The organism is Microbacterium sp. NPDC090007 (genome assembly GCF_044748345.1).
Taxonomy (GTDB): Bacteria; Actinomycetota; Actinomycetes; order Actinomycetales; family Microbacteriaceae; genus Microbacterium.
On sequence record NZ_JBIVFV010000001.1, the window covers coordinates 359,732 to 385,398 of the forward strand.

22 protein-coding genes are annotated in these 25,667 nt (G+C 72.1%); 11 read left to right on the forward strand and 11 right to left on the reverse strand.

What is annotated here, in order from left to right:
• Positions 1 to 2: 2 nt before the first annotated feature.
• Entirely contained in the window at positions 3 to 1,079 is a 1,077-nt protein-coding gene (locus ACIPVB_RS01665) for a phosphotransferase family protein (RefSeq protein ID WP_400366407.1), read from the forward strand.
• Positions 1,076 to 2,098: a hypothetical protein gene (locus ACIPVB_RS01670; protein WP_400366408.1), complete on the forward strand. Its 1,023-nt coding sequence runs from the start codon at positions 1,076 to 1,078 to the stop codon at positions 2,096 to 2,098. The genes ACIPVB_RS01665 and ACIPVB_RS01670 overlap by 4 nt, the downstream gene beginning before the upstream one ends.
• On the opposite strand, the gene ACIPVB_RS01675 is transcribed toward ACIPVB_RS01670, so the two are convergent.
• Both ACIPVB_RS01675 and ACIPVB_RS01680 read right to left on the reverse strand, forming a co-directional pair.
• Positions 2,083 to 2,739 (reverse strand): response regulator transcription factor, encoded by a 657-nt coding sequence (locus ACIPVB_RS01675; RefSeq protein WP_400366409.1) that lies wholly within the window; start codon positions 2,737 to 2,739, stop codon positions 2,083 to 2,085. The two genes, ACIPVB_RS01670 and ACIPVB_RS01675, sit on opposite strands and share 16 nt — an antisense overlap.
• A gap of 1 nt (position 2,740) precedes the next feature.
• The gene (locus tag ACIPVB_RS01680) at positions 2,741 to 4,258 is read right to left on the reverse strand and encodes a sensor histidine kinase (RefSeq protein WP_400366411.1); all 1,518 of its coding nucleotides are present in this window, start codon (positions 4,256 to 4,258) and stop codon (positions 2,741 to 2,743) included.
• Between the two features lie 124 nt (positions 4,259 to 4,382).
• Between ACIPVB_RS01680 and ACIPVB_RS01685 the strand changes: the two genes are divergently transcribed.
• Positions 4,383 to 4,769: a hypothetical protein gene (locus ACIPVB_RS01685; protein WP_400366413.1), complete on the forward strand. Its 387-nt coding sequence runs from the start codon at positions 4,383 to 4,385 to the stop codon at positions 4,767 to 4,769.
• A gap of 233 nt (positions 4,770 to 5,002) precedes the next feature.
• Here ACIPVB_RS01685 and ACIPVB_RS01690 read toward each other — a convergent pair whose 3' ends face one another.
• From ACIPVB_RS01690 to ACIPVB_RS01705, 4 genes are all read right to left on the reverse strand, one after another.
• On the reverse strand, positions 5,003 to 6,310 hold the full coding sequence (locus ACIPVB_RS01690) for a dihydrolipoamide acetyltransferase family protein (protein ID WP_400366415.1): 1,308 nt from the start codon (positions 6,308 to 6,310) through the stop codon (positions 5,003 to 5,005).
• A 126-nt stretch (positions 6,311 to 6,436) separates the two neighbouring features.
• Positions 6,437 to 7,414, reverse strand: a complete 978-nt coding sequence (locus tag ACIPVB_RS01695; protein ID WP_400366417.1) for an alpha-ketoacid dehydrogenase subunit beta — start codon at positions 7,412 to 7,414, stop codon at positions 6,437 to 6,439.
• Positions 7,411 to 8,541, reverse strand: a complete 1,131-nt coding sequence (locus ACIPVB_RS01700; protein WP_400366419.1) for a thiamine pyrophosphate-dependent enzyme — start codon at positions 8,539 to 8,541, stop codon at positions 7,411 to 7,413. The genes ACIPVB_RS01695 and ACIPVB_RS01700 overlap by 4 nt, the downstream gene beginning before the upstream one ends.
• Before the next feature lie 87 nt (positions 8,542 to 8,628).
• On the reverse strand, positions 8,629 to 9,705 hold the full coding sequence (locus ACIPVB_RS01705) for a histidinol-phosphate transaminase (RefSeq protein ID WP_400366420.1): 1,077 nt from the start codon (positions 9,703 to 9,705) through the stop codon (positions 8,629 to 8,631).
• Between the two features lie 129 nt (positions 9,706 to 9,834).
• Here ACIPVB_RS01705 and ACIPVB_RS01710 point away from each other — a divergent pair, with 129 nt between their 5' ends.
• From ACIPVB_RS01710 to ACIPVB_RS01730, 5 genes are all read left to right on the forward strand, one after another.
• Complete coding sequence (locus ACIPVB_RS01710) at positions 9,835 to 10,239, forward strand: phage holin family protein (protein ID WP_400366422.1); 405 nt, start codon at positions 9,835 to 9,837, stop codon at positions 10,237 to 10,239.
• Between the two features lie 34 nt (positions 10,240 to 10,273).
• Entirely contained in the window at positions 10,274 to 10,780 is a 507-nt protein-coding gene (locus tag ACIPVB_RS01715; protein ID WP_400366424.1) for a low molecular weight protein-tyrosine-phosphatase, read from the forward strand.
• A 26-nt stretch (positions 10,781 to 10,806) separates the two neighbouring features.
• Positions 10,807 to 12,186, forward strand: a complete 1,380-nt coding sequence (purB, locus tag ACIPVB_RS01720; protein ID WP_400366425.1) for an adenylosuccinate lyase — start codon at positions 10,807 to 10,809, stop codon at positions 12,184 to 12,186.
• Positions 12,187 to 12,581: 395 nt separating this feature from the next.
• Positions 12,582 to 15,971, forward strand: a complete 3,390-nt coding sequence (locus tag ACIPVB_RS01725; protein WP_400366426.1) for an OmpL47-type beta-barrel domain-containing protein — start codon at positions 12,582 to 12,584, stop codon at positions 15,969 to 15,971.
• 176 nt (positions 15,972 to 16,147) lie between these two features.
• Positions 16,148 to 17,188 (forward strand): zinc-dependent alcohol dehydrogenase family protein, encoded by a 1,041-nt coding sequence (locus ACIPVB_RS01730; protein WP_400366428.1) that lies wholly within the window; start codon positions 16,148 to 16,150, stop codon positions 17,186 to 17,188.
• A gap of 47 nt (positions 17,189 to 17,235) precedes the next feature.
• On the opposite strand, the gene ACIPVB_RS01735 is transcribed toward ACIPVB_RS01730, so the two are convergent.
• The 3 genes from ACIPVB_RS01735 to ACIPVB_RS01745 form a co-directional block, all read right to left on the reverse strand.
• Complete coding sequence (locus ACIPVB_RS01735) at positions 17,236 to 17,622, reverse strand: amino acid transporter (protein WP_400366429.1); 387 nt, start codon at positions 17,620 to 17,622, stop codon at positions 17,236 to 17,238.
• Positions 17,619 to 18,251, reverse strand: a complete 633-nt coding sequence (locus ACIPVB_RS01740) for an acyl-CoA synthetase (RefSeq protein WP_400366431.1) — start codon at positions 18,249 to 18,251, stop codon at positions 17,619 to 17,621. Before ACIPVB_RS01740 ends, ACIPVB_RS01735 begins: the two co-directional genes overlap by 4 nt.
• A 190-nt stretch (positions 18,252 to 18,441) precedes the next feature.
• Complete coding sequence (locus tag ACIPVB_RS01745; RefSeq protein ID WP_400366433.1) at positions 18,442 to 20,568, reverse strand: MMPL family transporter; 2,127 nt, start codon at positions 20,566 to 20,568, stop codon at positions 18,442 to 18,444.
• A gap of 82 nt (positions 20,569 to 20,650) precedes the next feature.
• Between ACIPVB_RS01745 and ACIPVB_RS01750 the strand changes: the two genes are divergently transcribed.
• From ACIPVB_RS01750 to ACIPVB_RS01760, 3 genes are all read left to right on the forward strand, one after another.
• A complete protein-coding gene (locus ACIPVB_RS01750; RefSeq protein ID WP_400366435.1) occupies positions 20,651 to 21,169 on the forward strand; it encodes a MarR family winged helix-turn-helix transcriptional regulator in 519 nt (172 codons plus the stop codon).
• A gap of 373 nt (positions 21,170 to 21,542) precedes the next feature.
• On the forward strand, positions 21,543 to 21,941 hold the full coding sequence (locus tag ACIPVB_RS01755; RefSeq protein ID WP_400366437.1) for a DUF6992 family protein: 399 nt from the start codon (positions 21,543 to 21,545) through the stop codon (positions 21,939 to 21,941).
• Positions 21,942 to 22,050: 109 nt separating this feature from the next.
• Complete coding sequence (locus tag ACIPVB_RS01760; RefSeq protein WP_400366439.1) at positions 22,051 to 22,458, forward strand: NUDIX domain-containing protein; 408 nt, start codon at positions 22,051 to 22,053, stop codon at positions 22,456 to 22,458.
• 228 nt (positions 22,459 to 22,686) lie between these two features.
• Here the strand turns inward: ACIPVB_RS01760 and ACIPVB_RS01765 are convergent, their stop codons facing one another.
• Positions 22,687 to 24,174 (reverse strand): SDR family NAD(P)-dependent oxidoreductase, encoded by a 1,488-nt coding sequence (locus ACIPVB_RS01765; protein WP_400366441.1) that lies wholly within the window; start codon positions 24,172 to 24,174, stop codon positions 22,687 to 22,689.
• A 169-nt stretch (positions 24,175 to 24,343) separates the two neighbouring features.
• Complete coding sequence (locus ACIPVB_RS01770) at positions 24,344 to 25,663, reverse strand: acyltransferase family protein (RefSeq protein WP_400368172.1); 1,320 nt, start codon at positions 25,661 to 25,663, stop codon at positions 24,344 to 24,346.
• Positions 25,664 to 25,667: the final 4 nt, after the last annotated feature.

Consider the following 25,667-nt stretch of genomic DNA (forward strand, 5'->3'; position numbering starts at 1 on the left):
CCGTGCACGACCTCGCCGACCGCGACCCCCGACTGCCCGGGATGTCCGCGTTGCTCGACGCGGCATCCCTCTCCGAGGTCGTCGGCGAGCCGGCTGACCTGCAGTACTTGCGCTACAAACCCGGCACGAGCGTCCTCGTGGCGTACACCACGGCGCGGGGCGCGCACTGGGCGGGTGTGTGGGCGGGGCCGGACAAGCCCGCGTCGGCCCGACGACGGGACTCCTCCGTCCGGCAACTGCCCGGCATCCCCTGGTCCGCGGGTGGTCCCGCACGGAGCGACCGCGTGCTCGCGCGCGCCGTCCGCTCCGCCGAGCACCGCGAACCGTCGTGGCGGGGGGCGCAGGTGGTGCGGCACAATCCCGGGCGGCGCCTCGTCGTCCGGACCGCCGACGCGTACGCCAAGACCGCTCCGGGACGCGCCCACGCCGCCGCCCGTAATGCGCACGTGCTGCGCAGGGCGGGGATCCCCACCCTCGAACCACGGGTGGTCACCGCGCACACCTGGGCCACCGCATCGTGGGGTGACACCGACCTCGCCACGATCGTCTCGACCGCGCATGCCGCAGCCGCGGGGGTCGCGCTCGCCCGCCTGCACGCGCTCACGGGCGATGTCGACCTCGCCCAGGGGTCGGAGCCGGGTCCGCGTGCAGACCGGGCCCTGCGAGCACTGCGAACCGCCCTGCCGGCGGTGGCCGGTCGTGCCGCCGATCTCGCCCGGCACCTGCCGCTGTCCTCCCGCCGGGCCACCGTGCACGGGGACTTCACCGCGGACCAGATCCTCAGCGGCCCCGACGGACGGATCCGTGTCATCGATCTCGACCGCATGGCGGCGGGGGATCCCGCTCTCGACCTCGCCGCGTTCGCCGTCGAGGAGTACCTGCGCACGGGCGAGCTGACCCTGATGACGCCCCTGTTCGCCGCGTATCGCGCGGCCGGCGGCATCGTCACCGAGAAGGAGTGGCGCGCCGCGACCGTGCTGTGCGCCCTCGAGCGCGCGATCGAGCCGTTCCGCCGCTGCCACCCGCAGTGGCCCTCCCTCGTGACCTCGTCCGTCGAGCGGGCGGGGGATCTGCGATGACCCTTCCCCCACGCGTCGTGCACCACGGAGGGGAGCAGTGGAGCGTGCGCCGCGCCTGGCCGTCGTCGAACGGCTGCGACCTCGAGGTCATGCACGCGGACGGCCGACTGCGCGCGGGGCGGTGGCGGGACGGGCGCGCTCACCTGCTCGAACCGGGAGTCGACCGTCACCTTCCCGCGCTCGCGCAGGTCTCGGCGGCGGGCCCGGTGATCTCGTGGCGGCGCGGACGCCGCATCGTGATCCGCGCGAACGACGGCGGTGGTTTCGTCAAGGTCGTCCGGCGAGAGACGGTGGACACGATCACCCGTGCCCACGAACGCGCGGAGTCGTTCCGCCGCGGCTTCGCCACCCCCGCCCTCACCGTCCTGGATGACACGGGTGCCGTCCGTCTCTCGCGCGTCGCCGGCTCGACCCTCTTCGACCTCGGCGCCGACCGACGCGTCTCGGACACCGCCGTCCGCACCGCCTGGTGCGCCTTCTCCCGCGGCTGGGAGCGCGTACTGACGGCGCCGCCCGACCCCGACGCGGCACGATACACGCCGGCCGACGAGGCCGAGGTCCTCGTCCGGTGGCGGGATCACGCGCTGAGGGCCGGTGTCGATCCGGGCACCGCGGCGGCGTTCGATCGGGCGGCGCGGCAGCTCGTCACCGACCCGGGCGACCCTTCGGCCGCAGCCCACCGCGACCTGCACGACAAGCAGATCCTCTTCGACGGGGATAGCGTCGGGCTGATCGACCTCGACACCGCCGCGCGTGCGGAACCGGCCCTGGATCTCGGCAACCTGCGCGCCCACGTCGCATGGCGGCTCGCGCAAGGGCGTCTGTCGGTCGCGCGGGCGCGCGGCGCACGGGACGCGATCGACGAGGTCACCGCGCGGGCGGAGGTGGATCCGGCTCGGGTCGCGGTCTACGAGAAGTCGACGCGACTGCGGTTGGGCGCGGTCTATCTGTTCCGTCCGGCGTGGCGGACGGCGGCCGCGCGGTGGCTCGCCGTCGAGGCCGCTCAGACCAGACGGTAGCCTGCGCCGCGGATCGTCTCGATCCGGTCGGCGCCGAGCTTCTGACGCAGGTAGCCGATATAGACGTCGGCCACATTGGAACCCGGGTCGAAGTCGAAACCCCACACCCGACTGAGCAGCTGCTCACGGCTCAGGACCTGGCCGGGGTGGCGCACGAGCTCCTCGGCGAGGGCGAACTCGCGGGCCGACAGGACGATCTGGCGTCCCGCGACGGCGGCGGTTCGGGCGCGGATGTCGAGGACGATGTCGCCGTGCCGCAGCTCCGCGGTGGTGGCCGCCGGTTCGCGACGGATGCGCAACCGGATCCGCGCGACCAACTCGTCGAACCGGAAGGGCTTGCCCAGGTAGTCGTCGGCGCCGCCCTCGAGCCCCGCGACGGTGTCGTCGAGCTCGACGCGGGCGGTCAGCATGATGACGGGCACGGTCGAGCCCGATCCGCGCAGGTGCTCGAGCACCTCGAAGCCGCTCATCCCGGGCAGATTGACGTCCAGCACCACGAGGTCGAACTCACCCGAGAGGGCGAGCTCGAGCGCCTGGCGACCGTCGCCGGTCACGCGGGTGGCGTAGCCGGCCGCCCGCAGTCCCTTGTCGATGAAGGAAGAGATGCGGGTCTCGTCGTCGACGATGAGGATGGATGCCACGTCACTGCTCCTCGTGGTTCGGTGCGCCCGGGACGCCGGGCAGCGGGGGACGCGGGGGGACCGTGAGCGCACGATGACGATCGGTGCCCGCGGACGGGGACGCCGCGGACTGCGGAAGGGAGAGGACGAACTCCGCCCCCGGTCCATCAGCGGGGTTCTGCACGCGGGCGCTCCCGCCGTGGAGGGCGGCGATGGTCGCCACGATGTTCAGGCCCAGGCCGCTTCCGCCGCGTCCGTCGCCGGAAACGCCCCGGTGGAAGCGGTCGAAGATGCGCTCACGCTGGTCTGGACCCACCCCTGGACCATGATCGCGGACGAACAGTTCGAGCGTCTCGGCCCGTCGCCGGCTGCCGACGACGAGATCGCCGCCGCCGTGATCGACGCCGTTCTGCGCCAGCTGCAGCAGGGCCTGAGTGATGCGTGCGGAGTCGACGAGGGCGGAGGCGGGCACCACCGCCCCGATCCGCACGGTGGCACCCTCGATGCCCCGCGCCTTGACGGCGACCTGCTCGATCAGCGCGGCCATGTCGGTTTCACCGAGACGCAGAGGGCTCGGTCCGCGCAGCGCCGCTTCGTGCGTGAGGTCCTGCACGAGGCGACCCATCCGCGTGAGCTCGTCGAGGACCAGTTCGCGTGTCGCGCGCACATCGGCGGGATCGTCCGCGTCCATAACGTCCAGGTGCCCGCTCACGATGGTCACCGGGGTCTTCAGCTCGTGACCGACGTCGCTGAGGAGCGTGCGCTGCGCGCCGAGGGCCCTGTCGAGCCGGTCCAGCATGTCGTTCATCGTGGCCGCGAGCGCCGAGACGTCGTCGTTGCCCTGGACGGGCAGACGCTCGGCGAGGGAGCGCTCCGATACCCGTGCCGCGGTCTCGCGCATACGACGCAGGGGGCGCAGCAGGCGCGCGGCCACGACGCCGGCGGCACCGGCGATCACGCCGAGGACGATCAGCGCGGCGATGAGGTAGACACGGGCGGCGTCGTCGATCTCGGCGAGTTCGGCGTCGAGATCGTATGCCGTGACGAACACCACCCGGGGCGTGGCCGTGTCCTGGATCGAGATGGGAGCGGCCAGATATCTCCACGCGACCCCGTCCTCGGCGTACGTGCCCACGAGAGGGTCCTCCTGGACGACGGAGACGACGTGCGGCACGAAGCCCGGTGCGGTCTGCAGGTCGACATCGAGAGGCACGCCGGGGATGAAGGCCGCTGCGCCGTCGATCACTCCGAGGACGCCGGTGTTGTCGTCGGGGCTGATTCGCGTCACGGCGGCTTCGAGGGCCGCGGTCGACGACGGCCACGCAGCCTCGCCGTCGCCGGTGGCGACCAGGGCGCGCGCCGACTCGAGGGCCGCGTCGAGGCGGGTGTCGACGGCGGCGAGGATGCGCGTCCGCTCGACGAAATACACCGACGCGCCCACGGCGAGCAGGCCGACCGCGGCGACCACGGTGATCACGACGACGATGCGTGTGCGGACGGTCCATCCGCTGCCCGCGACGGAGGTGGGCGCGGTTCGCATGCAGTTCAGTATGCCGGGGCCGACCATCCGGTCCGGCCGAATAAGAGAGCTCTCATCATGGTCTTGTCGCCGCCTTACCGCCGGGCCTCACAGTGGAGACCACGACAACGGATGGAGCTTCGAGATGTCACGTCGTGCATGGGTCGGAACGGCCCTGATCGCCGTCGCCGCGCTCGGCGGCATCGGCGCCACCGCCGCCGTCGCCGCGGCGTTCGAACCGCGTACGGTGACCGATCGCGTCCTGCCCGGCGGAACGCTCACGGGCGACCCGGCCTCGTCCACCCCGGGGCCCACGCCCGACGTCGCCCCCACGGTGTCGCCGAGCGGGACGCCCTCGCCGCAGCCGACGACGCCGCCCCCCTCGCCCGAGCCCGCGCCCGTGCCCGTGACGCCGGTGGAGGAGCAACCGGTCGTGCCCCCCGCCCCTCAGCCGGTGGAGCCCCCCGCGCCGGTGCCCGTCGCACCCGATGACGACGATGACGACGATGGGGACGACGATGACGACGACTGAGATCGCGAGCGTGGAGCAGCGACAGCGGGACCTCCCGACGACGTCCGTGGGGTCGGCACCACCGCTGGCCTCCTCGGTCCGGTAGGCGGCTCGGAAGTCCCCGTCCTCCGACCTCTGCCCGCGTTCACGAAGGCGAGGGAGGGTCGCGGTGAGGCTAACGATTCCGCGCTACGCGGTGAGGCGCAAACGCAGCAGCGCCCTCGACGGATGCGCCGCATCCCGGACATCTCACATCAGTCGAGCAGCAGCGCCGGCTCCTCGAGAACGGATGCCACGTCCGCGATGAACCGCGAGATCCCGTCGCCGTCGACCACACGGTGATCGAACGAACCCGACACCGTGGTCACCCAGCGCGGGCGCACCTCGCCGTCGACGACCCACGGCTTCTGCCGGATGGCGCCGAGCGCGATGATGCCGGCCTCACCGGGGTTGATGATCGGGGTGCCGGCATCCACCCCGAAGACTCCGATGTTGGTGATGGTGAACGTGCCGCCGGTCTGGTCGGCGGGGCTGGTCTTCCCCTCGCGCGCAGTGAGGGTGAGGTGCTCGAGCGCCTTGGCGAGCTCGCGCGTCTTCATCGCCTGCGCGTCCTTGATGTTGGGCACGAGCAGGCCGCGGGGGGTCGCCGCGGCGATGCCGAGGTTGACGTAGTGGCGCACCGAGATCTGCGCGCCGTCCTCGCTGTCGACCCACGCCGCGTTGATCATCGGCGTGCGCCGCAGGGCCCAGATGACCGCGCGCGCCATGATCAGCAGCGGCGAGATCTTGACGTCGGCGAAGTCGGGCGAGGCCTTCAGGCGCTTGACGAGCTCCATCGTGCGCGAGGCGTCGACGTCGACCCAGACCGACACGTGCGGGGCCGAGTACGCGCTCGAGGTCATGGCGTTGGCCGTGGCCTTGCGGACGCCGCGGACCGGGATCGACTCCTCGCGGGCGTCGGCCGCCGGGGCGGGGGCGGATGCCACAGGGATCGTCTCTTCGCGCACCTCGCCCCAGGCAGGGGTCTCGATGTTGCGGAAGACGCTCGCCTGCTCGGCGTGCTTGACGACATCGTCGCGGGTCACCTCACCGGCGGGACCGCTGGGCGTGACGGCCGAGAGATCGACGCCGAGGTCGCGCGCGAGCTTGCGGATCGGGGGCTTCGCGACCACACCGACGGATGCCTTCACCGGACGTTCGGCGGGCTTGCGACGACGGGACGACACCGCACCGCCCGTGCCGTAGCCGACCAGGACGGCCCCGCCGGGATCGCTGGGCTCGGGGACGCTCACCGGCTCGGCGGGGGCCGGGGAGCCGGCATCCGTCGATCCGATCGTGATGATCGGCGCGCCGACCTCGACGGTGGCCCCCTCGGATGCCAGCAACTCGCCCACCGTTCCGGAGTACGGCGAGGGCAGCTCGACGAGCGATTTGGCGGTCTCGATCTCGACGATCACGTCGTTGACGGCGACGGTGTCGCCCGGGGCGACGCGCCACTGCACGATCTCGGCCTCGGTGAGGCCTTCTCCGACGTCGGGGAGGACGAAAGTCTGCTCGGTCACGATGGTGTCCTTTGCTCGCGAAACAGCATCTCACCGACGAGACGGTGACGGAATGTCACCGACTTGTCAGCCACGTGCAGTCTCGCGGTCTAGCGGCGGGGCGGCGGGAGGGAGGGCGGCGGCGGGTCAGTACGCCAGGGAGCGGTCGACGGCCTCGAGGATGCGGTCGGCGTCGGGCAGGTACGTGCCCTCGAGCTTCGCGGGCGGGAAGGGCACGTCGAAGCCCGACACCCGCAGCACGGGCGCCTCGAGCGCGAAGAACGCCTTCTCCATCACGGTCGCGGCGATCTCGGAGCCGAGCGAGGTGAAGCCCGGCGCCTCCTGCGCGTAGACCATGCGACCGGTCCGACGCACCGAGTCCAGAAGCGGGCCGTAGTCGACGGGCGAGAGCGAGCGCAGGTCGATGACCTCGCAGCTGGTCCCCTCGCTCTCGGCGAGCGCGGCCGCCTGCAGCAGGGTCGTCACCATCGCGCCGTGGCCGACGAGGGTCACGTCGGTGCCGCGGCGGACGATCCGGCTCGCGTGCAACGGCAGCGCGGGGGCCTCGAGATCGACCTCGCCCTTCTGCCAGTACTTCGCCTTGGGCTCGAGGAACACGACCGGGTCGGGCGAGTCGATCGCCTGCTGGATCATCCAGTACGCGTCATTCGCGTTCGAGGGGCTGACCACGCGCAGACCCGCGGTGTGCGTGAAGTACGCTTCGGGGCTCTCCTGGTGGTGCTCGACCGCGCCGATGTGTCCGCCGTAGGGGATGCGGATGACGACGGGCATGCGCACCGCGCCCTCGTGGCGGTTGGTGATCTTCGCCAGCTGCGAGGTGATCTGGTCGAAGGCCGGGAAGACGAAGCCGTCGAACTGGATCTCGAGCACGGGGCGGAACCCGCCCATCGCCAACCCGATCGCCGTGCCGACGATGCCCGACTCCGCCAGGGGCGAGTCGATGACGCGGCGCGGACCGAAGTCCTTCTGCAGGCCCTCGGTCACCCGGAACACCCCGCCGAGCGGGCCGATGTCCTCTCCCATGAGCAGGACGCGGTCGTTCGACTCGAGCGCACGGCGGAGTCCGGCGTTGAGCGCCCGGCTGATCGGCAGATTGTCCGTCACCGCGCGTCCCCTTCCATCGAGGCCTCGTAGTCGTCGAGCCAGCGCTGCTCCTCGGAGATCAGCGCGTGCGCGTCGGCGTAGACGCTCTCGAACATGTGCGCGCGGGGGATCGTGCCGAGCTCGTTCGTGCGCACGCGCACGTCGTCGGCCAGGGCCCGACCCTCGGCATCCGCGTCGTCGAAGAACTGCTGCGAGGCGCCGCGGGCCTCGAGGAACGCGCGCATGCGGGCGATCGGATCGCGCCCGGCCCACGCCGTCTCTTCGTCGGAGGTGCGGTACTTGGTGGGGTCGTCGCTCGTCGTGTGCGCACCCATGCGGTAGGTCATGGCCTCGATCGCGCGTGGGCCGCCGCCGGCACGGGCCTCGTCGAGCGCCACCTTCGACACGGCGAAGCTGGCGAGCACGTCGTTGCCGTCGACCTGCAGGCTCGGGATGCCGTACCCCTCGCCGCGCTTGAACAGCGGCGAGCGCGACTGCGTCGTCACCGGCACCGAGATCGCCCACTGGTTGTTCTGCAGGAAGAACACCTCGGGGGTCTGGAAGCTCGCGGCGAAGACCATCGCCTCGTGCACGTCGCCCTGGCTCGACGCGCCGTCGCCGTAGTAGACGATCACGGCCTCGTCGCGCTCGGGGTCGCCCGTGCCGCTCTTGCCGTCGAAGACCAGGCCCATCGCCAGGCCCGTGGCATGCAGCGTCTGCGCGCCGAGCACGAGCGTGTAGATGTGCGTGTTGCCGTTCTTGGGGTCGGCCGGATCCCAGCCGCCGTGGGTGAGCCCACGCATCAGCCGGATGATGTCGAGCGGGTCGACGCCGCGGATGCGGGTGACCACGTGCTCGCGGTACGAGGGGAAGATGTGGTCCTGCGCGCGGGCGGCGCGCGCCGAACCGACCTGCGCCGCCTCTTGCCCGAACGACGGCGGCCAGAGGGCCAGCTGGCCCTGACGCTGCAGATTGGTGGCCTGCACGTCGAACGCGCGGATCGAGACCATGTCGCGATAAAAGGTCTCGAGCTCGGCGTCGGTGAGGGCGTCGATGAGCGGCAGGTAGCGCTCGGCGGCGGGCGTGGGGGCCAGCGTGCCGTCGGCCGCCAGAACGCGCACGAGAGCGGGGTCGTCGAGCGGGGTCATGAACCCACGCTAACGCGCCACCCATGCGCCGGACCGCATGAGGTGCACAACGGATGCCGGGATCCGCCGTGGACGTCGGACAAACGGTCAGCGCGGCGCGGTGGCCGCGGCGACCTCGACGACGCGATCGAGGGACTCCTCTTCGCCGACTGACACGCGGATGCCGTCGCCCGGGAACGGCCGGACGATGAGCCCGGCCTCTTCGAACGCCGCCGCGACCTCGAGGGCGCGCTCCCCCGCCGCGAACCACACGAAGTTGCCCTGCGCGTCGGGCACATCCCACCCCGTCTCGCGCACCCGCGCGACCAGGCGGTCGCGCCGCTCGGCGATGACCGAGACCCGGTGCAGCAATTCGCTCTCGGCATCCATGCTGGCCAGTGCCGCCGCCTCGCCCGCGGCCGTCACCGACAGCGGGATCGCGGTGCTGCGGGCGGCGTCGAGGACACCCGTGTGCCCGATCGCGTAGCCGACACGCAGGCCGGCGAGACCGTAGGCCTTCGAGAAGGTGCGCAGCACCACCACGTTGGGGCGGGCGAGCACCGCGCGCACGCGACCGCCCTCGACCGCGGCCGGGTCGGTGACGAACTCGGCGTACGCCTCGTCGAGCACGATGAGCACGTCGCGGGGAACCCGGTCGACGAACGCGACGAACTCGTCGTAACCGACCGTCGGCCCGGTCGGGTTGTTGGGGCTGCACACGATCACCAGGCGCGTGCGCGCGGTCACCGCGTCGGCCATCGCGGGCAGGTCGTGGCGGAAGTCGGCCGTCAGGGGCACCTGCACGCTGGTCGCTCCGGCGACCGCGACGAGCGAGGGGTAGGCCTCGAACGATCGCCACGCGTAGACGACCTCGTCGCCCGGACCCGAGGTGGCCAGCAGCAGCTGCGCAAGGATCGAGATGCTGCCGGCGGCGACGTGCACCTCATCGGGCGAGACGCCGTAGCGCGCGGCGAGGCGCTCGCGCAGGCGGGCGGCCGTGGCATCCGGGTACCTGTTGAAGGCCCCCGCGGCGGCGACCGCGTCCAGAACGCCGGGCAGCGGCTCGAACGGGTTCTCGTTGCTCGAGAGCTTGAACGCGTCGGGGCTGGCCTGCTTGCCCTGACGGTAGGCGGGCAGGGCGGCGATCTCGGGACGGATGCGGGGCAGGACCGGCTCTTCACTCACATCGCGAGCCTAACCGGGGGCGACGCGGGCGCGTCAGCCCCTCTTGCGAGCGGTCGCGCTCGGCCGGTGCACCGTCCGCGCCGGACGCAACCCCGTGGCGCCGACGCGAACGGGTGCCACCATGGAGTCATGCGCTTCGTCGTCCGCGTCGCCGTCAACGCCTTCGCCATCTGGATCGTCACGCTGCTGCCCGCTCTGCAGGTGCGTCTGGTGCCCTTCGCCCCGGGCGAATGGTTCCAGGTGCTGCTCACCCTGCTGGTCGTCGGGCTCATCTTCGCCGTCGTGAACGCCATCGTCGGCACGGTGGTGAGGATCGTCGCGATCCCCCTCTACATCCTCACGCTCGGGCTCATCTCGCTCGTCATCAACGGCTTCCTGCTGTGGCTGACCGCCGCGATCACGAGCGGTTGGGACTGGGGGCTGCGCACCGGCGAGTTCTGGCTCACGGTCGTGGCGGCCCTGCTGATCGGCATCATCAACGCCGTCCTCGGCGGCGTCCTGCGCTCACGGCGGAACGAGCGCGTACGAGACTGATGCGCGCGCGGCGCTTTCTCGCCATGATGGAGGGATGACCGCGAGTGCCGACGCGCCCTTCCGCGTCGTGTTCGTCTGCAGCGGCAACATCTGCCGGTCGCCGATGGCCGATGTGGTGTTCCGCCGTCTCGCGCAGGCGTCGGGCGTGGGCAGCCGTGTCGCGTCGAGCTCGGCGGGCACCGGCGACTGGCACGTCGGCGAGCGCGCCGACCACCGCACCCTCGCGGCGCTGGATCGGCTCGGATACGACGGGTCGTCGCACCGCGCGCGGCAGTTCCAGTACGTCGACTTCGACCGCAACGACCTGGTCGTCGCCCTCGACCGCAGCCACGAGCGGGTGCTTCGCGGCTGGGCCCGCGACGACGACGACGCCGACAAGATCGCGCTGCTGCAGTCCTTCCTTCCGGATGCCGAGACCCTCGACGTCCCCGACCCCTACTACGCCGGGCCCCCGATGTTCGACGAGGTGCTCGGTATGATCGAACGGGCCAGCCTCGCCCTGTTCCGGCAGCTCGAGCCCGCCATCCGCTCCGCGGGCTGACCGCTCGCGCGACCCCCGGGAGACCCGTGTCCGCTCTGCCTCCGCAGCCCCTCAGCCCTCTTGACGGACGCTACTTCGGCGTCGTGTCCGAACTCGGCGACTACCTGTCGGAGGCGGGCCTCAACCGCGCCCGCGTCGAGGTGGAGGTCGAGTGGCTGCTCGCCCTCACCGACCGTTCCCTGTTCGGCACGTCACCCGTGTCCGACGAGGACCGCGCCCGTCTGCGCTCGCTCTACGAGGACTTCGGCGCCGACGAGATCGCCTGGCTGGGCGAGAAAGAGGCCGTCACGCGCCACGACGTCAAGGCCGTCGAGTACCTCGTGCGCGACCGCCTCGACACCCTCGGCCTCTCGGCCCTCGCCGAGCTGACGCACTTCGCCTGCACCAGCGAAGACGTCAACTCCACCGCGTACGCCCTCACCGTGCAGCGCGCGGTGCAGCGCGTGTGGCTGCCGAAGCTGCGCGAGGTCACCGCGGCGCTCACCGAGCTCGCGGTGCAGCACCGCGACGCCGCGATGCTCTCGCGCACGCACGGCCAGCCGGCCACGCCGACGACGATGGGCAAAGAGATCGGCGTCTTCGCGTGGCGTCTGCAGCGCGTCATCCGTCAACTGGATGCCGGGGACTACCTCGCCAAGTTCTCCGGCGCCACCGGCACCTGGTCGGCGCACGTCGCCGCCGAGCCCGACGTCGACTGGCCCGTGCTCACGCGGGAGTTCATCGAGTCGCTGGGCCTGGGGTTCAACGAGGTGACCACGCAGATCGAATCGCACGACTGGCAGGTCGAGCTGTACGACCGCGCGCGGCACACGGGCGGCATCCTGCACAACCTCGCCACCGACATCTGGACGTACATCTCGCTCGGGTACTTCACCCAGATCCCCGTCGCGGGGGCCACCGGGTCGTCGACGATGCCGCACAAGATCAATCCGATCCGGTTCGAGAACGCCGAGGCCAATCTCGAGATCGCCGGTGGGCTGTTCGCGACCCTGGCATCCACCCTGGTCACCAGTCGTCTGCAGCGCGACCTCACCGACTCCACCACGCAGCGCAACATCGGCGTCGCCTTCGGTCACTCGCTGCTGGCGCTCGACAACCTGCGACGCGGTCTGACCGAGATCTCGCTCGCCGAGGACGTGCTGCTCGCCGACCTCGACGTGAACTGGGAGGTGCTGGCCGAGGCCATCCAGACCGTCGTGCGCGCCGAGATCGCCGCGGGCCGCTCGCAGATCACCGACCCCTACGCGCTGCTCAAGGACCTCACGCGCGGGCGCCGCGTCGGCGGCCCCGAGCTCGCGGAGTTCGTGCGCGGCCTCGACATCGGCGACGACGCGAAGCAGCGCCTGCTCGCGCTGACCCCCGCCGCGTACGCGGGCCTGGCCTCGCGGGTGGTCGACGCGCTGTAGGCGCCCGCGCGCCCTCGCCCGCGCGCGCCCCGCCCGCGCCCCCGCCCCGCGCGCCCCCCGCCCGCGCGCCCCCGCCCGCGCGCCCCCGCCCGCGCGCCCCCGCCCCGCGCGCCCCCGTCTCCCCGTTGAGTGTCCAAGACGCGCCGCATCGCCTCGCACCCGCGCGGCGTGTCCTGGACACTCGACGCGTGCGCGCGCCCCGCGAGCCCGCGGCGGCGCCTGCGCCCGCTTGCGAGCGCCCCCGCCCGCCCCGCCCCGCCCCGGCCCGGCGCGGCCCGGCGAGAAAAACCTGGACGCCGCCGCCGTCCGGCCGTAGTGTGTTGACGTAAACATCCCCCCGCGGCGCTCGCGCCGCCATGCGCTGCACCGTCGCGGCGCGGAACGGAACAGACGCGATGACGCCTCGACGCCCCCTGACCACCCGCCGACTCCTCGCGGCCGCCGCGGCGGCCGTCCTGGCCGGAGCTCTGGCATCCCCCCTCGCCGCCATCGCCGCCACGGGCGTGCCCACCGACCCGGGCGACGGCGTCCCCCGCGTCGACCCACCCGTCGCGTACGACCGCTTCCAGCCGCTCGCCGACCCGGGGCGCGGGGCGGCGGATTACTTCCAGCCGCGGTGGTTCGATACCGACGGACGCCACATCCAGGCCCACGGCGGTCAAGTCGTCACGACCCAGGAGGACGGCCAGACCGTCTACTACTGGTACGGCGAAGACCGCACGAAGGGCTACTGGAACAGCCCCGGCGTCGCGGTCTACCGATCGACGGATGCCATGAACTGGACCAATCTGGGCGACGCGCTGCGCAGCATCTCGACACGCGACGATCTGCTGACGCCCTACTTCGACGACCTCTACGACACCGTCGACGACGACGGCCGGCCCCGGGCCGAGAAGATCGACCAGCTCGCCTACCACCTGAACTCGACGCAGGAGTCGGACTACACGGCGATCTTCGAGCGACCGAAGGTGCTGCACAACGAGAAGACGGGCAAGTGGGTCATGTGGTGGCACGCCGACGGGCGCACCGAGCCCGGCGGTAGCACGTACGCCCGATCGATGGCGGCGGTGGCCGTGTCGGACTCGCCCGCCGGTCCGTTCCGCATGACCGGGGCGTTCCGCATGCCGAACCGCGCCGACTACCAGGCCTGCACGCCGTACGCGGTGCCCGGCCAGGCCCGCGACATGACGGTGTTCCAGGACGACGACGGCCGGGCGTACATCTCGTACTCGTCCGAAGAGAACTACAGCCTGTACGTCGCCGCCCTCGACGACTCGTACACGAACGTCACCCACACGACCGACCGCGACACCCTCGATGTGAAGCAGTACTCGGAGGACGGCCGCTACCCCTACGTCTTCGCCGACGGCACCCCCGAGGCGCCCGTGCGCGGCGAGGACTTCCAGATCGTCAAGGAGTGCGGCCACCTCGAGGCCCCCGCGATCTTCGAGCGCGACGGCACCTACAGCGTCATCGCCTCCGGGGCGACCGGATGGGCTCCCAACCCGCAGACGTACTACACGACGAAGAACCTGATGGGCGGGTGGATCCGCGGCGTCGAGACGGGGGATGCCAACGAGACCGTGTCGTACGACGCCATCCCCGACGGGGGTGACGGCCTGCTGTCGATCGGCGACGTGCGCCGCTCCACCTTCGGCTCGCAGAGCACGAACGTGCTCGAGCTCGAGCCGGGCAAGTTCGTCTACATGGGAGACCGCTGGAACGACGGCGCCTCGGACTCGACGTACGTGTGGCTGCCCCTGACCGTGGGCGAGAACGGCCGCCTCGAGATGCACAATCCCGCCGCCGAGGATCCCGCGCGCTACGGCGACGGATGGGACGCGTCGTACTGGGATGACAAGGGCTTCGGGCACGGCACGTGGAAGGCCCTGACCGCGGGCGTTCCCGAGACCGTCCGTCGCGGCACGGCGCCGGAACTGCCGACGAGCGTGCCCGTCGACGTCGACGGCACGACCACACCCGTGGCGGTGACCTGGAGCGCGGTCGACACTCGCGTCCTCGGTCCGCAGACCCTCACCGGTACCCTCGCCGCCGACGCGCACTTCACCGCGGGCCGATCGTTCCAGCGGACGATCACCGTCGTCGAGCCCGGTATCGCCGACATCGCCCCCGAGGCCACGGTCACGGCATCCAGTCGCAACGACCTCGTCGGCACGATCGTCGACGGCAACGCGACCGCCAAGGGGTGGGATGACTGGACCGGCAACGGCTACCCGCGCGACAGCTGGCTGGAGTTCGACTGGGGCACCGACCGCACGTTCGACTCGATCGTCGTGCACACCTACAAGGACGGCCCCACCGCGACCTGGCCCTCGCGCGTGCAGGCGCAGTACCGCGACGCCTCCGGCGCGTGGATCGACACCGAGGTGGCCGCGACCCTGGCTCAGGATGCCACCGCCCCGGCGCCCGTCGCCGTGATCGACGCGCGCAGCCTCCCCGCCGCGAGCGCCCTGCGTCTTCGACTGACCAGCGAGGCGAACACGTGGCAGTCGATCGCGGAGGTGGACGTGTGGGGCAACGCCTCGGCACCGAACGTGTGCCGCGGGGGCGATGCGACGGTGTCGGCATCGTTCCACCAGACCAAATGGGCCACCATGCCGGCGGGCAACGCGTGCGACGGTCGCCTGAACACGCAGTGGTCGACCTGGACCGATGCGGGCTACAAGGACACCTCGACCTTCACCCTCGAGACGAGCGAGATCCACCGCCTCAACGAGGTGCGCTTCACGAACATCGAGGGCGCGATCGCCGGGGTCACGGCCGAATTCCGCGCGCCGTCGGGTGAGTGGAGGCCCGTCACGACCGCCGGGGCGGCGCCGACCGTCGTCAACGGCACCGAGACCACGATGTCGTTCTCGACCGTGCTGGCCACGGGACTGCGCCTGACCTTCGCGACCCCGGGTTCGTACCTGAAGATCCCCGAGATCGTCGTGCCCGAGGCCGGCGGGATCGCCCGCATCACCCCGCAGCTCACGGGCGAGGCAAACGCCGCCGGCTGGTACCGCGATTCCGTGGGCGTGCTGCTCTCGCACGACGGGGGCGACGACGTCACCGTTCAGCACCGCACCGATGACGGCGACTGGACGACGGGCGTGGAGTTCGAGGTCTCGGGCGACGGCGCGCACACGGTCGACTACCGCGCGCTGTGGAACGGCGACGAGGTGGCGGCTGTCGCGGGATCGATCGACATCCGCATCGACACGGTCGCTCCCCGCACACGTGCGGAGACGGCGAATGCGGCGCTGCTCTCGCGGCTGATGGATCCCGCGGCGGTGCGGGAGGCGCCCGCACGTTCTACGGTGGAACTCACTGCGACCGACGCCACCTCGGGGGTGGCGACGACCGAGTACTCGGTCGATGCGGGTACGACCTGGACGACGGGCACGTCGCTGACCATCGCGGATGCCGGCGACCACACCGTGCAGTACCGCTCGACCGACGTGGCCGGCAACGTCGAGCAGACGCGGTCGATCGTCGTGACGGTCGCCGCGACGCCGGGCCCGCAGCCCGAGCCGACCGGATCGGCAACGCCCGCCCCGTCGACCCCCGCCCCGTCGACCCCCGCTCCCGGCGCCTCGGGCGCTCCGGTCGGATCGGGTGCGCCGGCCGGATCGGCGGGTGCGCCGGCAGCGTCGTCCGGCACCCGCGCCCCGGGCGGTCTCGCCGCGACCGGCGCCGCGGCCCCGCTCGCGCTGGGCGCGACGGCCCTGCTGCTGACGGTCGCCGGCGGTGCGCTGCTCGCGGTGCGCCGCCGCCGCGCCTGAGGTCGCGGACGCGCGGGTGCCCCTCGGCATCCGCGCGTCCGTCGTCCGGGTCACAATCGCGTCCGCCCTCCGAAGTCCCCCGCCGTCGAGTGTCCAGGACGTGCCGCACCACGGCGCGCCCGAGCGGCGTGTCGTGGACACTCGACGGGTGGGCTGACCCCGCGAGAATGGATGCCATGCGCGCGATGATCATGGATGCCCTGGCCGAACCCCTCGAGGTCCGCGAGGTGGCCGAGCCCGCCGCCCCCGCCGGCGGCGTCGTGGTCGAGGTGCACGCCACGGGTCTGTGCAAGAGCGACTGGCACGCCTGGGTGGGACACGACGACGTCGCCCTGCCGCACGTCCCGGGGCACGAGCTGGCCGGTGTCATCGTCGAGGTCGGCGACGGCGTGGAGCGCTGGAGCGTCGGAGACCGCGTCACCGTGCCCTTCGTGATGGGCTGCGGAGCCTGCGAGTGGTGCCGCAGCGGGAACGCCCAGGTGTGCCCCGACCAGCAGCAGCCGGGCTTCACGCAGTGGGGCAGCTTCGCCGAGCGGGTGGTGCTGCGCGCGGCCGACACGAACGTCGTGCGCATTCCCGACGACGTCTCGTTCGAGGCGGCGGCGGCCCTCGGATGCCGCTTCGCCACCGCGTACCGCGCCCTGACCGGCCGCGCGCGCGTGCAGGCCGGCGAGTGGATCACGGTCGTCGGCGCCGGAGGCGTGGGCCTGAGCGCCGTGATGATCGGGGTCGCCATCGGAGCACGGGTGATCGTGGTCGACCGCACGCCCGCCGCCCTCGAGGCGGCCCGCCGTTTGGGCGCGGAGCACACGCTGCGGGCCGGCGACACGGACGTCCCGGCCGCGGTGCACGAGATCACCGGCGGCGGCAGCCATGTCTCGGTGGATGCCGTGGGCAGCGCCCAGACCGCGCGCGACGCCGTGCTCAGCCTGCGTCGCCGCGGCCGTCACGTGCAGATCGGCCTGCTGCCGACGGACGACGGCATGACGTCGATGCCGATGGCGCGGGTGATCGCGTGGGAGCTCGACCTGCTCGGCAGCCACGGCATGGCCGCGGTCGACTACCCCGAGATGCTGTCGCTCATCGAGAGCGGAGCACTGCGTCCGCAGGAGCTGATCGAACGGGTCGTCGGGCTGGGCGAGGCGGCATCGATGCTGACGACGATGGCCACGGCGTCACCGGCCGGCATGACGATGATCGACCCGCGGCGGGCCTGACGGATCGGCCCGTGGCCGGGCCCTGACGATCTACCTCACGGACGAGGTCAGGAACGCGGAGCGCTGCCCGTGTCGTCGGCTCGCGGCGAAACCGCGCTCTCCGACGGAGCCGACGCCTCGGCACCCGCGCCGGGGGTCGTGGCATCCGGTGCCTCCTTGGGCAGGAGCAGCGGACGGTCGACCGTCGTGGTGACCTTGGCCGGATCGACGGCCAGCAGCATGAGCGAAACGCTCACGAGCACGATGATGAACGTTGCCCCGGCGGCCACGAGACCGACGATGAGGGCGCGCTGGATCTGATCGGCCGGGCGGGCCTGGAAGAACCCCATCGACATCAGGGTGATGAAGCCCGCGAACAGGGCTGCTCCGAAGGCCAGACCCAGAAGCTGGACGGGCTTCATCAGGTCGCGGCGGGTGGTGGGCTTGTCGGTCATGACGCGGCCTCCTCGGAGGGTACGGCCGGAACGGGCTCGGGGCGGCGCGGCGAGAAGCCCGCGATCGCGAGGAACACGGCGACGACCGCCGCATACCCGCCGAAGAGTCCCACGGCGATGGTGATGCCGGTCAGCGTGAACGAACCCGCGCCGGTGATGTCGTAGTTCAGCGCGTACTGCGCCGGGGTGAGCAGCAATACCGCGCCCAGGACGAGCCCGAGGATGCCGATCAGGATGCCGTCACGCGCCCCGGCGGCACGGCCGGCCTTGCGGTCACGCAGCGCACCGACCAGCTCGATGAGTCCCGACAGGATCGCCCACGAGATGACGAGGGCGAAGAACATCCCCGTCGTGCGCCACGAGGTGACGCTGGCGAGCAGACCCGCCAGCACCGACACGGATGCCAGCAGCACCGGCACCGCCCGCTCGCCGCGCGGAGCGATCAGCCAGGCCGCGAGCGCGAAGACGAGACCCGTCGCGAGCGCGAAGCCGCTGAAGACGCCCAGACCCAGCGGCGCCGAGTGGTCGGAGGAGAAGGTGACCATGACGGCCGCGAGCGCAGCGAAGAGAGCGCGCGCCAGCTGGAGGTGGCGAGCGTCGAAGGTGCGGGCGGCGGGAGCAGTGGTCACGGAGGATCCCCGAGAGACGGTGTCGATGGCGTCCAGTCTATTCCTCGGCGCCTGAGCGGCTCCCGGGGAAGCTCGACGGCGAATCAGTCGAGCACGGATGCGACGGGGAGCGGCCGCGGGGGACGGCCGCTCCCCGTCGGGGAGACCGCGGACCGGGAGGAAGTGGGGGCCATCTCCCGGCCCGCGGCGCTCAGGGCACCGGCACGCTTCTGCGGCGGGCGGCGCGGGTCTGCGGGGCGTCCGGTGTGCGGGGGGACGGGGCCTCGGCATCCGTCACCTTCGGCGCGCGCGGCCACCAGAACCTGTCTCCGGCGATGAAGGCCATCGCCGGCACGATCACCGTGCGCACGAGCAGTGTGTCGATCAGCACACCGATGCAGACGATGATGCCGATCTGCGTGAGCGTGATCAGCGGCAGCACCCCCAGCACGGCGAACACCGCGGCGAGCAGGATGCCGGCGCTGGTGATGACCGCCCCGGTCGCGGCGAGTGCCCGGATCATGCCCTGCGTGGTGCCGAGGGTGCGGCTCTCTTCTTGTGCGCGGGTGACGAGGAAGATGCTGTAGTCCACGCCCAGGGCGACCAGGAACAAGAAGCTGAACAGCAGCACGTTCGTGTCGATCGCGGGGAAGCCGAACAGCGGCGTCTGGAAGAGCCACCACGCGGCGCCCACGGCCGAGAAGAAGCTGGCGACCACCGCGAGCAGCAGCAGCACGGGGGCCAGCAGCGCCCGCAGCAGGATGACGAGCACGATGAACACCAGCACCAGGATGAGCGGGATGATCAGCGATTGATCGCGTTCCTGCGCGCCGGCGACGTCGAGCGCCTGGGCGTCGAGGCCGCCCACGAGCGTCTGCCCCGAGCCGACGCCGTCGAAGTCGGCGCGCATGCGCTCGATCGCGGCGAAGGCCTCGGGCGTCTCGGCCGACGCGTTCAACGTCACGTCGATGCGGGCCCAGTCGGTCGTCTCCTCGACGACGCGGGCCGAGTCGACACCCTCGATGGCCGTCGCAGCTTCGACCACCGCGTCCGCATCGGCGGGTGCGGCCATCACCGTCGCGGGAGAGGTGGCCCCGGCCGAGAAGGCGCCGGCGAGGATCTCCTGACCCGTGACGGCGTCGGGCTTCTGCAGGAATCGATCGTTCTGCGACAGGCCCGTCTGCACGAAGAACATGCCGCTCGCGAGCGCTCCCAGCACGACGGCACCGCAGAGGGCGACCACGACCGGGCGGCGCGAGACGCCGCGTCCGAGCCGGCCCCACGGGCTGCGCGAGATCGCGTCGGGCGAGCCGAAGCGGGGGATGTAGGGCCAGAACAGCCCCCGGCCGAACAGCACCAGCGCGGCGGGGAGCACCACGAGCGCGAACACCATGGCCACGATGATGCCGACGGCGCAGGCGAGACCGAGGGCGCGGTTGCCCGAGAGCTCGCCCAGCAGCAGAGTCGCCAGGGCCAGTGCGACGGTCGAGCCGCTGGCGATGATGGCCGGCCCGGCGCCCCGGACCGCCCGGCGCATCGCCTCACGGCGGTCCTCGGCCAGGCGCAGCTCGTCGCGATACCGCGCGATGAGCAGCAGCGCGTAGTTGGTGCCGGCGCCGAAGACGAGCACCGACAGGATGCCGGTGATCGAGGCGTCCAGCTGCACCCCCACCGCCTGCGCCACCCGGCGCGCGACGATCCCGGCCGAGGCGTCGGCGGTGCCGATGACCACCAGCGGCACGAGCCACAGCCACGGGCTGCGGTAGGTGATGAGCAGCAGCACCGCCACGACGATGACGGTCGTGAGCAGCAGGGTGAAGTCGGCGCCGTCGAACACCGCGGCGATGTCGACCTCGAAGCCCTCGGGGCCGGTGAGGTAGGTGCGTACGCCGTCGAGACCGTCGGCGGCGAGCGCGCGGATCTCATCGGCGCGTTCGGTCTGCGCGGCCACGTCGGGCTGGGGCGTCAGGGGTACGACCAGCAGGGCGACCGTGCCGTCCTCCGACACCTGCGGCGGGGGGATGAACCCGTCCGGGGTGAGGTCGACGAGGTCGCCGAAGGCCTTCTGCTGGATCGCGGCGACGGTCTCGGGGCTCAGCGCTTGTCCGTCGTCGGCGGCGAACACGAGCAGGGCGCTGGTGGTGTCGGCATCCGGGAAGGTGTCGAGGATCTTCGACACCTGCACTGATTCGGCGGAGTCGGGGAGGCCGTTCGAGGGGGCCGTCTCGGCCGCGGAACTCGACCCGAGCGTGAACAGCGCGGCGACGCCGGCGAAGGCCACCACCAGCACGATCCACGAGGTGCGCGCCGAGGTGAGCAGGTGCAGCAGCCGGTTCATCGCGACTCTTCCCCTAGATTTTGGAGTATCTCGATCATCGAGATACGAGAAAAGTATCCTAAACGGGCGTAGAGTGCCAGCCATGGAAGCGTCGGAATCTTCCACCCATCCCCCCACCGCCGGCGGCGCCCCCGTGCCCCGCACGCGGCGCCCGACCGCGCTCGTGCGCGACCTGTTCACCGCGGGTTCGGCCTTCGAGAAGGCGTTGCAGCGCGCTCTCGCCGTCAATCCGACGGGACTGGATGCCATGGGTCACCTGGTCATGTCGGGTCCGCTGTCACCGGGTGAGCTCTCGCGGCGCCTCGACCTCACCACCGCCGCGACCACGGCCGCGATCGACCGCCTCGTCGACCTCGGGCACGTCACCCGCATCCCTCACCCGACCGATCGACGCAGCGTCCTGGTCGTACCGACGGAATCGTCGGTCGAGCGCGCGATGGGTCACCTCATGCCGATGATCGCGGGGGTCGACGCGGTCCTCGACGACTTCGACGACGCCGAACAGCGGGTGATCGAGCGCTACCTCGAACGCGTCGTGGCGACCTACGGCCTCCCCGACGACGCCGAGCCGTCGATGGCGGTCCCCCGCGCCGCGCGCTGACCCGCGCCCGCGCCGACCCTGCGCCCCCGCTATTCCTGCGCCCGCGCTATTCCTGCGCCCGCGCCGACCCTGCGCCCCCGCTATGCCTGCGCGCGCGCTGACCCGCGCGCCCGCTATTCCTGCGCCCGCGCCGACCCGCGCGCCCGCCCCTCTGCCCGCCGGGCCCCCGCCCCGCGCTCGCATCCCGCAAGGTCCCCGCCGCGCGCTCGCACCCCGCCGCGCCCCGCCGCGCCCCAGCCTGTCGAGTGTCCAAGACACGCCGCACGCCGATGCCCCGCACCCGCGTGTCCTGGACACTCGACCGCTCAACCCCCCGCGCGGGCAGCGCCGGCGGAGCGCCCAGGGATGCCAGCCGGGCGGCATCATGGATGTCATGGCATCAACGAAGGCCGTCGCCGGCACCCTCGTGCGTCGTCTGCGGCGATGGGGTACGGCATCCGTCGTCGCGGGAGGCGCCCTGGCGCTCTTCCCGCGCACCCGCGCCTTCGGCGTGCAGACGGCGATGTGGGGGGCCGTCGACCTCGCGTTGGCGATGTCCGCCGTCCGCCGCGGGGCCGCGCCGAAGCGTGGCCCGCTGCGGCGTCTGCTGCTGATCAACACGGCGCTCGACGTCGGGTACGCCGCCGCGGGCGCGCATCTCGCGGTTCGCAGGCCGACGTTCGGGGGCCGTCTGAGCGCCGCCGACGCGCGCGGTCACGGTGTGGCCGTCGTCATCCAGGGCGCCGCACTGTTCCTGCTCGATCTGACCGCCGCGCGGCGCCTGCGCCGCTGACACCGGCGCCGGTCACCGTCCGATCACCGCCGCTCCCCCGTCCACGCGAGCGGAGCGCGCGGACGCCTACGCGACACCGCGCGGCCCCGGCTCCTGCTAGCGTGCGGGCGTGATTCCGGATGCCACACCCCCACGCCGAATCCACGTCTCGGCCGCGGTGATCACCGACGCCGACGGCCGCCTGCTGGTCGTGCGCAAGGCCGGAACCACCGCGTTCATGCAGCCCGGCGGCAAGCCCGAGCCCGGGGAGACCCCCGCCGAGACGCTGGCCCGTGAGCTGGCCGAAGAGGTCGGCATCCGGGTGTCCCCCGACGCGCTCGAGCCCCTCGGCCGGTTCACCGCGAGCGCGGCGAACGAGCCCGGCTTCGCGGTGGTCGCCGACGTGTTCCGTGTCGACATCGGCGACCAGCGGCCGGTGCCGGATGCCGAGATCGCCGAACTGCGCTGGATCACCGCCGGCACGGCATCCGGTCTCGAGATCGCCCCGCTCGCGCGGGAGTTCTTCCTCCCCGCCTGACGCCCCGCGCCCTCGCGGGGCCCCACGCCCCGCGGTGCCCCGCGCCGATCGAGTGTCCGAAACACCCGGATCCCGACCAAAACCGTCCGGGTGTCTTGGACACCCACCCCGCGAGCCCCCGCCCGCCGCCGCTCCGTCACCGGTGCGCGAGTGTCCAGAACACGCCGCGCCGGCACCGCCCGGTGCGGCGTGTCGTGGACACTCACCGCGCGAAGACGGGCCGAGGGCTCACCACGAGCTCTTGCGGTAGTCCTTCAAGAAGATGCCGAACAGGTCCTCGCCGGCCTCGCCGCGCACGATCGGGTCGTACACGCGGGCGGCGCCGTCGACGAGGTCGAGTGGGGCGTGGAAGCCCTCTTCGGCCAGACGCACCTTGGTGAAGTGCGGGCGCTCGTCGGTGATCCAGCCGGTGTCGACGGCGGTCATCAGGATGCCGTCGGACTCGAACATCTCGCGCGCGCTCGTGCGCGTGAGCATGTTCAGCGCGGCCTTGGCCATGTTGGTGTGCGGGTGACCGGGGCCCTTGTAGCCGCGACCGAACACGCCCTCCATCGCCGAGACGTTGACGATGTATTTGCGCTTCGCGGTCGACGCCGCCATCGCGGGACGCAGACGGCTGACCAGCAGGAACGGCGCGGTCATGTTGGCCAGCTGCACCTCGAGCATCTCGAGGGGCTCGACCTGGTCGACGTGCTGGGTCCAGCTGTTGATGCGGTCCTCGTCGGGGATGAGGCCGCCCGCGTCGATCGCGGTCCCGGCCATCAGGCGCTCGAGCGACGACGATCCCGCGGCCATCGCCTCGGCGGTCAGCTCGTCGGCCGTCCGGGCCGCCGACGCGAGGATCGGGTGCGCCGACACCGACTGCGCGAGCGCGAGCGGGTGGGCGTCGTTGGTGTGACCGAAGGTGACCAGCTCGGGCAGCGGTCCGTCGGGGAGCGGCTCGAGTTCGGCATCCACCAGGGGTTTGTAAGCCCCGGGCGAGCGGCGGACGGTCTGCGCGGCGTTGTTGATCAGGATGTCGAGAGGACCCTCGGATGCCACGGACTCGGTCAGCCCGATCACCTGGGCGGGATCGCGCAGGTCGATACCGACGATCTTGAGTCGGTGCAGCCAGTCGGCGCTGTCGGGGAGCGACGAGAAGCGGCGCACCGCATCGCGGGGGAAGCGCGTGGTGATGGTCGTGTGGGCGCCGTCGCGCAGCAGCCGCAACGCGATGTACATGCCGATCTTGGCGCGGCCGCCGGTGAGCAGGGCCCGTCGTCCGGTCAGGTCGGTGCGGGCGTCGCGCTTCTCGTGGCTCATCGACGCGCAGTCGGGGCAGAGCTGGTGGTAGAACGCGTCGACGAGGGTGTAGTCCTCTTTGCAGATGTAGCAGGCGCGGGCCTTGATCAATTCTCCCGCGAACGGCATGGCGGTACGGGCCTGCAGCGGGATGCCGCGGGTCTCGTCGTCGATGCGATCGGCGGCGCCCGTGGCGGTGGCGGCGACGACGGCGCGGTCGGCGTCGGCGATGCGCTGGCGCTTCTCTTTGCGCGACTGCCGCTTGACGTCCTTATAGAGCTTGCCGGTCTGGCGGCGCAGGGCGATGTAGGCGGGGTCGTCGTGGTCGAGCGAGGAGGCGGCGTCGATGACGCGCAGCGCGATCTCGAGCTCGAGCGGGTCGATGGTGGTCGACCGCGCGGCATCGCGGTCGGCAAGCAGTTGTGTTTCGGGCACGGGGCAGTGTATCGGGGCCTTGCTGAACGTGCGGTGGGCCGGGCGTGTCGCGCGCCGGCGTCCGCCGTCGACGCCGTCACGGCCACCGACACCGTCACCAGAACAGGGGATGCCACCAGAACAGGCCGAAACCGCGCCGATCAGCCTGTTCTCGGCGCATCTCCTGTTCTCAGCGCACCGCCACCCGCGCGTCGCCGCCACCCGCGCCGCCGCCAGCCGCCGCGCGGCCGCCACCCGCCGCTTCGCCGCCCGCCATGCCGCCGCCGGCCGCCGCACCGCCGCCACCCGCCGAACCGCCGCCCGCCATGCCGCCGCCGGCCGCACCGGCACCCGCCGCACCGCCACCCGCACCCGAGCGCCGCGCCGGGTCGAACCGCAGCAGCCACCGCTGCGCCGGCACCTCGACGGCGCGGTGCAGCACCCACGCGATCGCCAGCGCGATGCCGAACGCGGCGAGCGCGAGCGCAACGGCCTGACGCCAGGGCAGTTCGGGGTGGCCCTCGGGCGAGCCCGACGACACCGAGGCGATGACCAGCAGGTGCACGAGGTAGAAGGCGAAGGACACCCGGCCCAGTTCCTGCCAGAGCGGACGGGCGAGCACGGTCGACCCCCGGTGCGCGTCGGCCGCGGCGAGCGAGGCGACCAGCAGCCCGAAGAAGCCGACGGTCGCCGCCAGGCCCGGGTGCACGTCGGTGCCGGGCACGGTGGGCGCCTCGGACAGCGCGTATCCGGCGACGGCGAGAGGCAGCGCGAGGCGCAGGCGCACCGGCATCCATGCCCCGCTCTTCACGAGCAGCGCGAGGCTCATGCCGATCACGAACTCGGGCAGTCGCAGAAGGGGGGTGGATGCCGACGACAGCACGCCCGGGGCGAAGGCGGCGATCTGCGGGGCCAGCGCCACCAGCGCGAGAGACGACGCGATCACGATCACCTGTCCGCGCGTCGACAGGCGCACGAGCGGACGGATGAGGAACGGGAACGCGAGGTAGAAGAACGCCTCGCACACGAGCGACCAGCTGGCGGGGTTGCCGGCCTGCCACCAGTCGGGCACCCACCCGTTGACCAGCAGCAGGTTGGCGGCCAGGGGGGCGGCGCCGTCGGTGCGGATCTCGGGGATGAGGGTCGCCGCCGCGACCAGGGCGAGCGCGACGCCCACGACGTGCAGGGGGTAGATGCGGGCGACACGGTGCCACCAGAACGATCCGGCGGACTGCTGCGGTTTATACCCCCAGGCGAGCACGAAGCCCGAGAGGATGAAGAACAGGGTGACGCCGGTCTTGCCCGCCTCGAAGACGAGGGCCCACACGTCGCCGGGGGTTCCGCCGAAGTACTGCACGGCCATGATGTGGTGGCCGAAGATCAGCATCGCGGTCGCCCAGCGCAGTCCGGTGAGCGAGGGGAGGTGGCGCAGCCCCGGGGGAGGAGCGGATGCCGTCGACGCGGCGGGCCGGATCAGAGTCGTACTGATGGTCGTCCGCCTCCTCTCCAGCTAC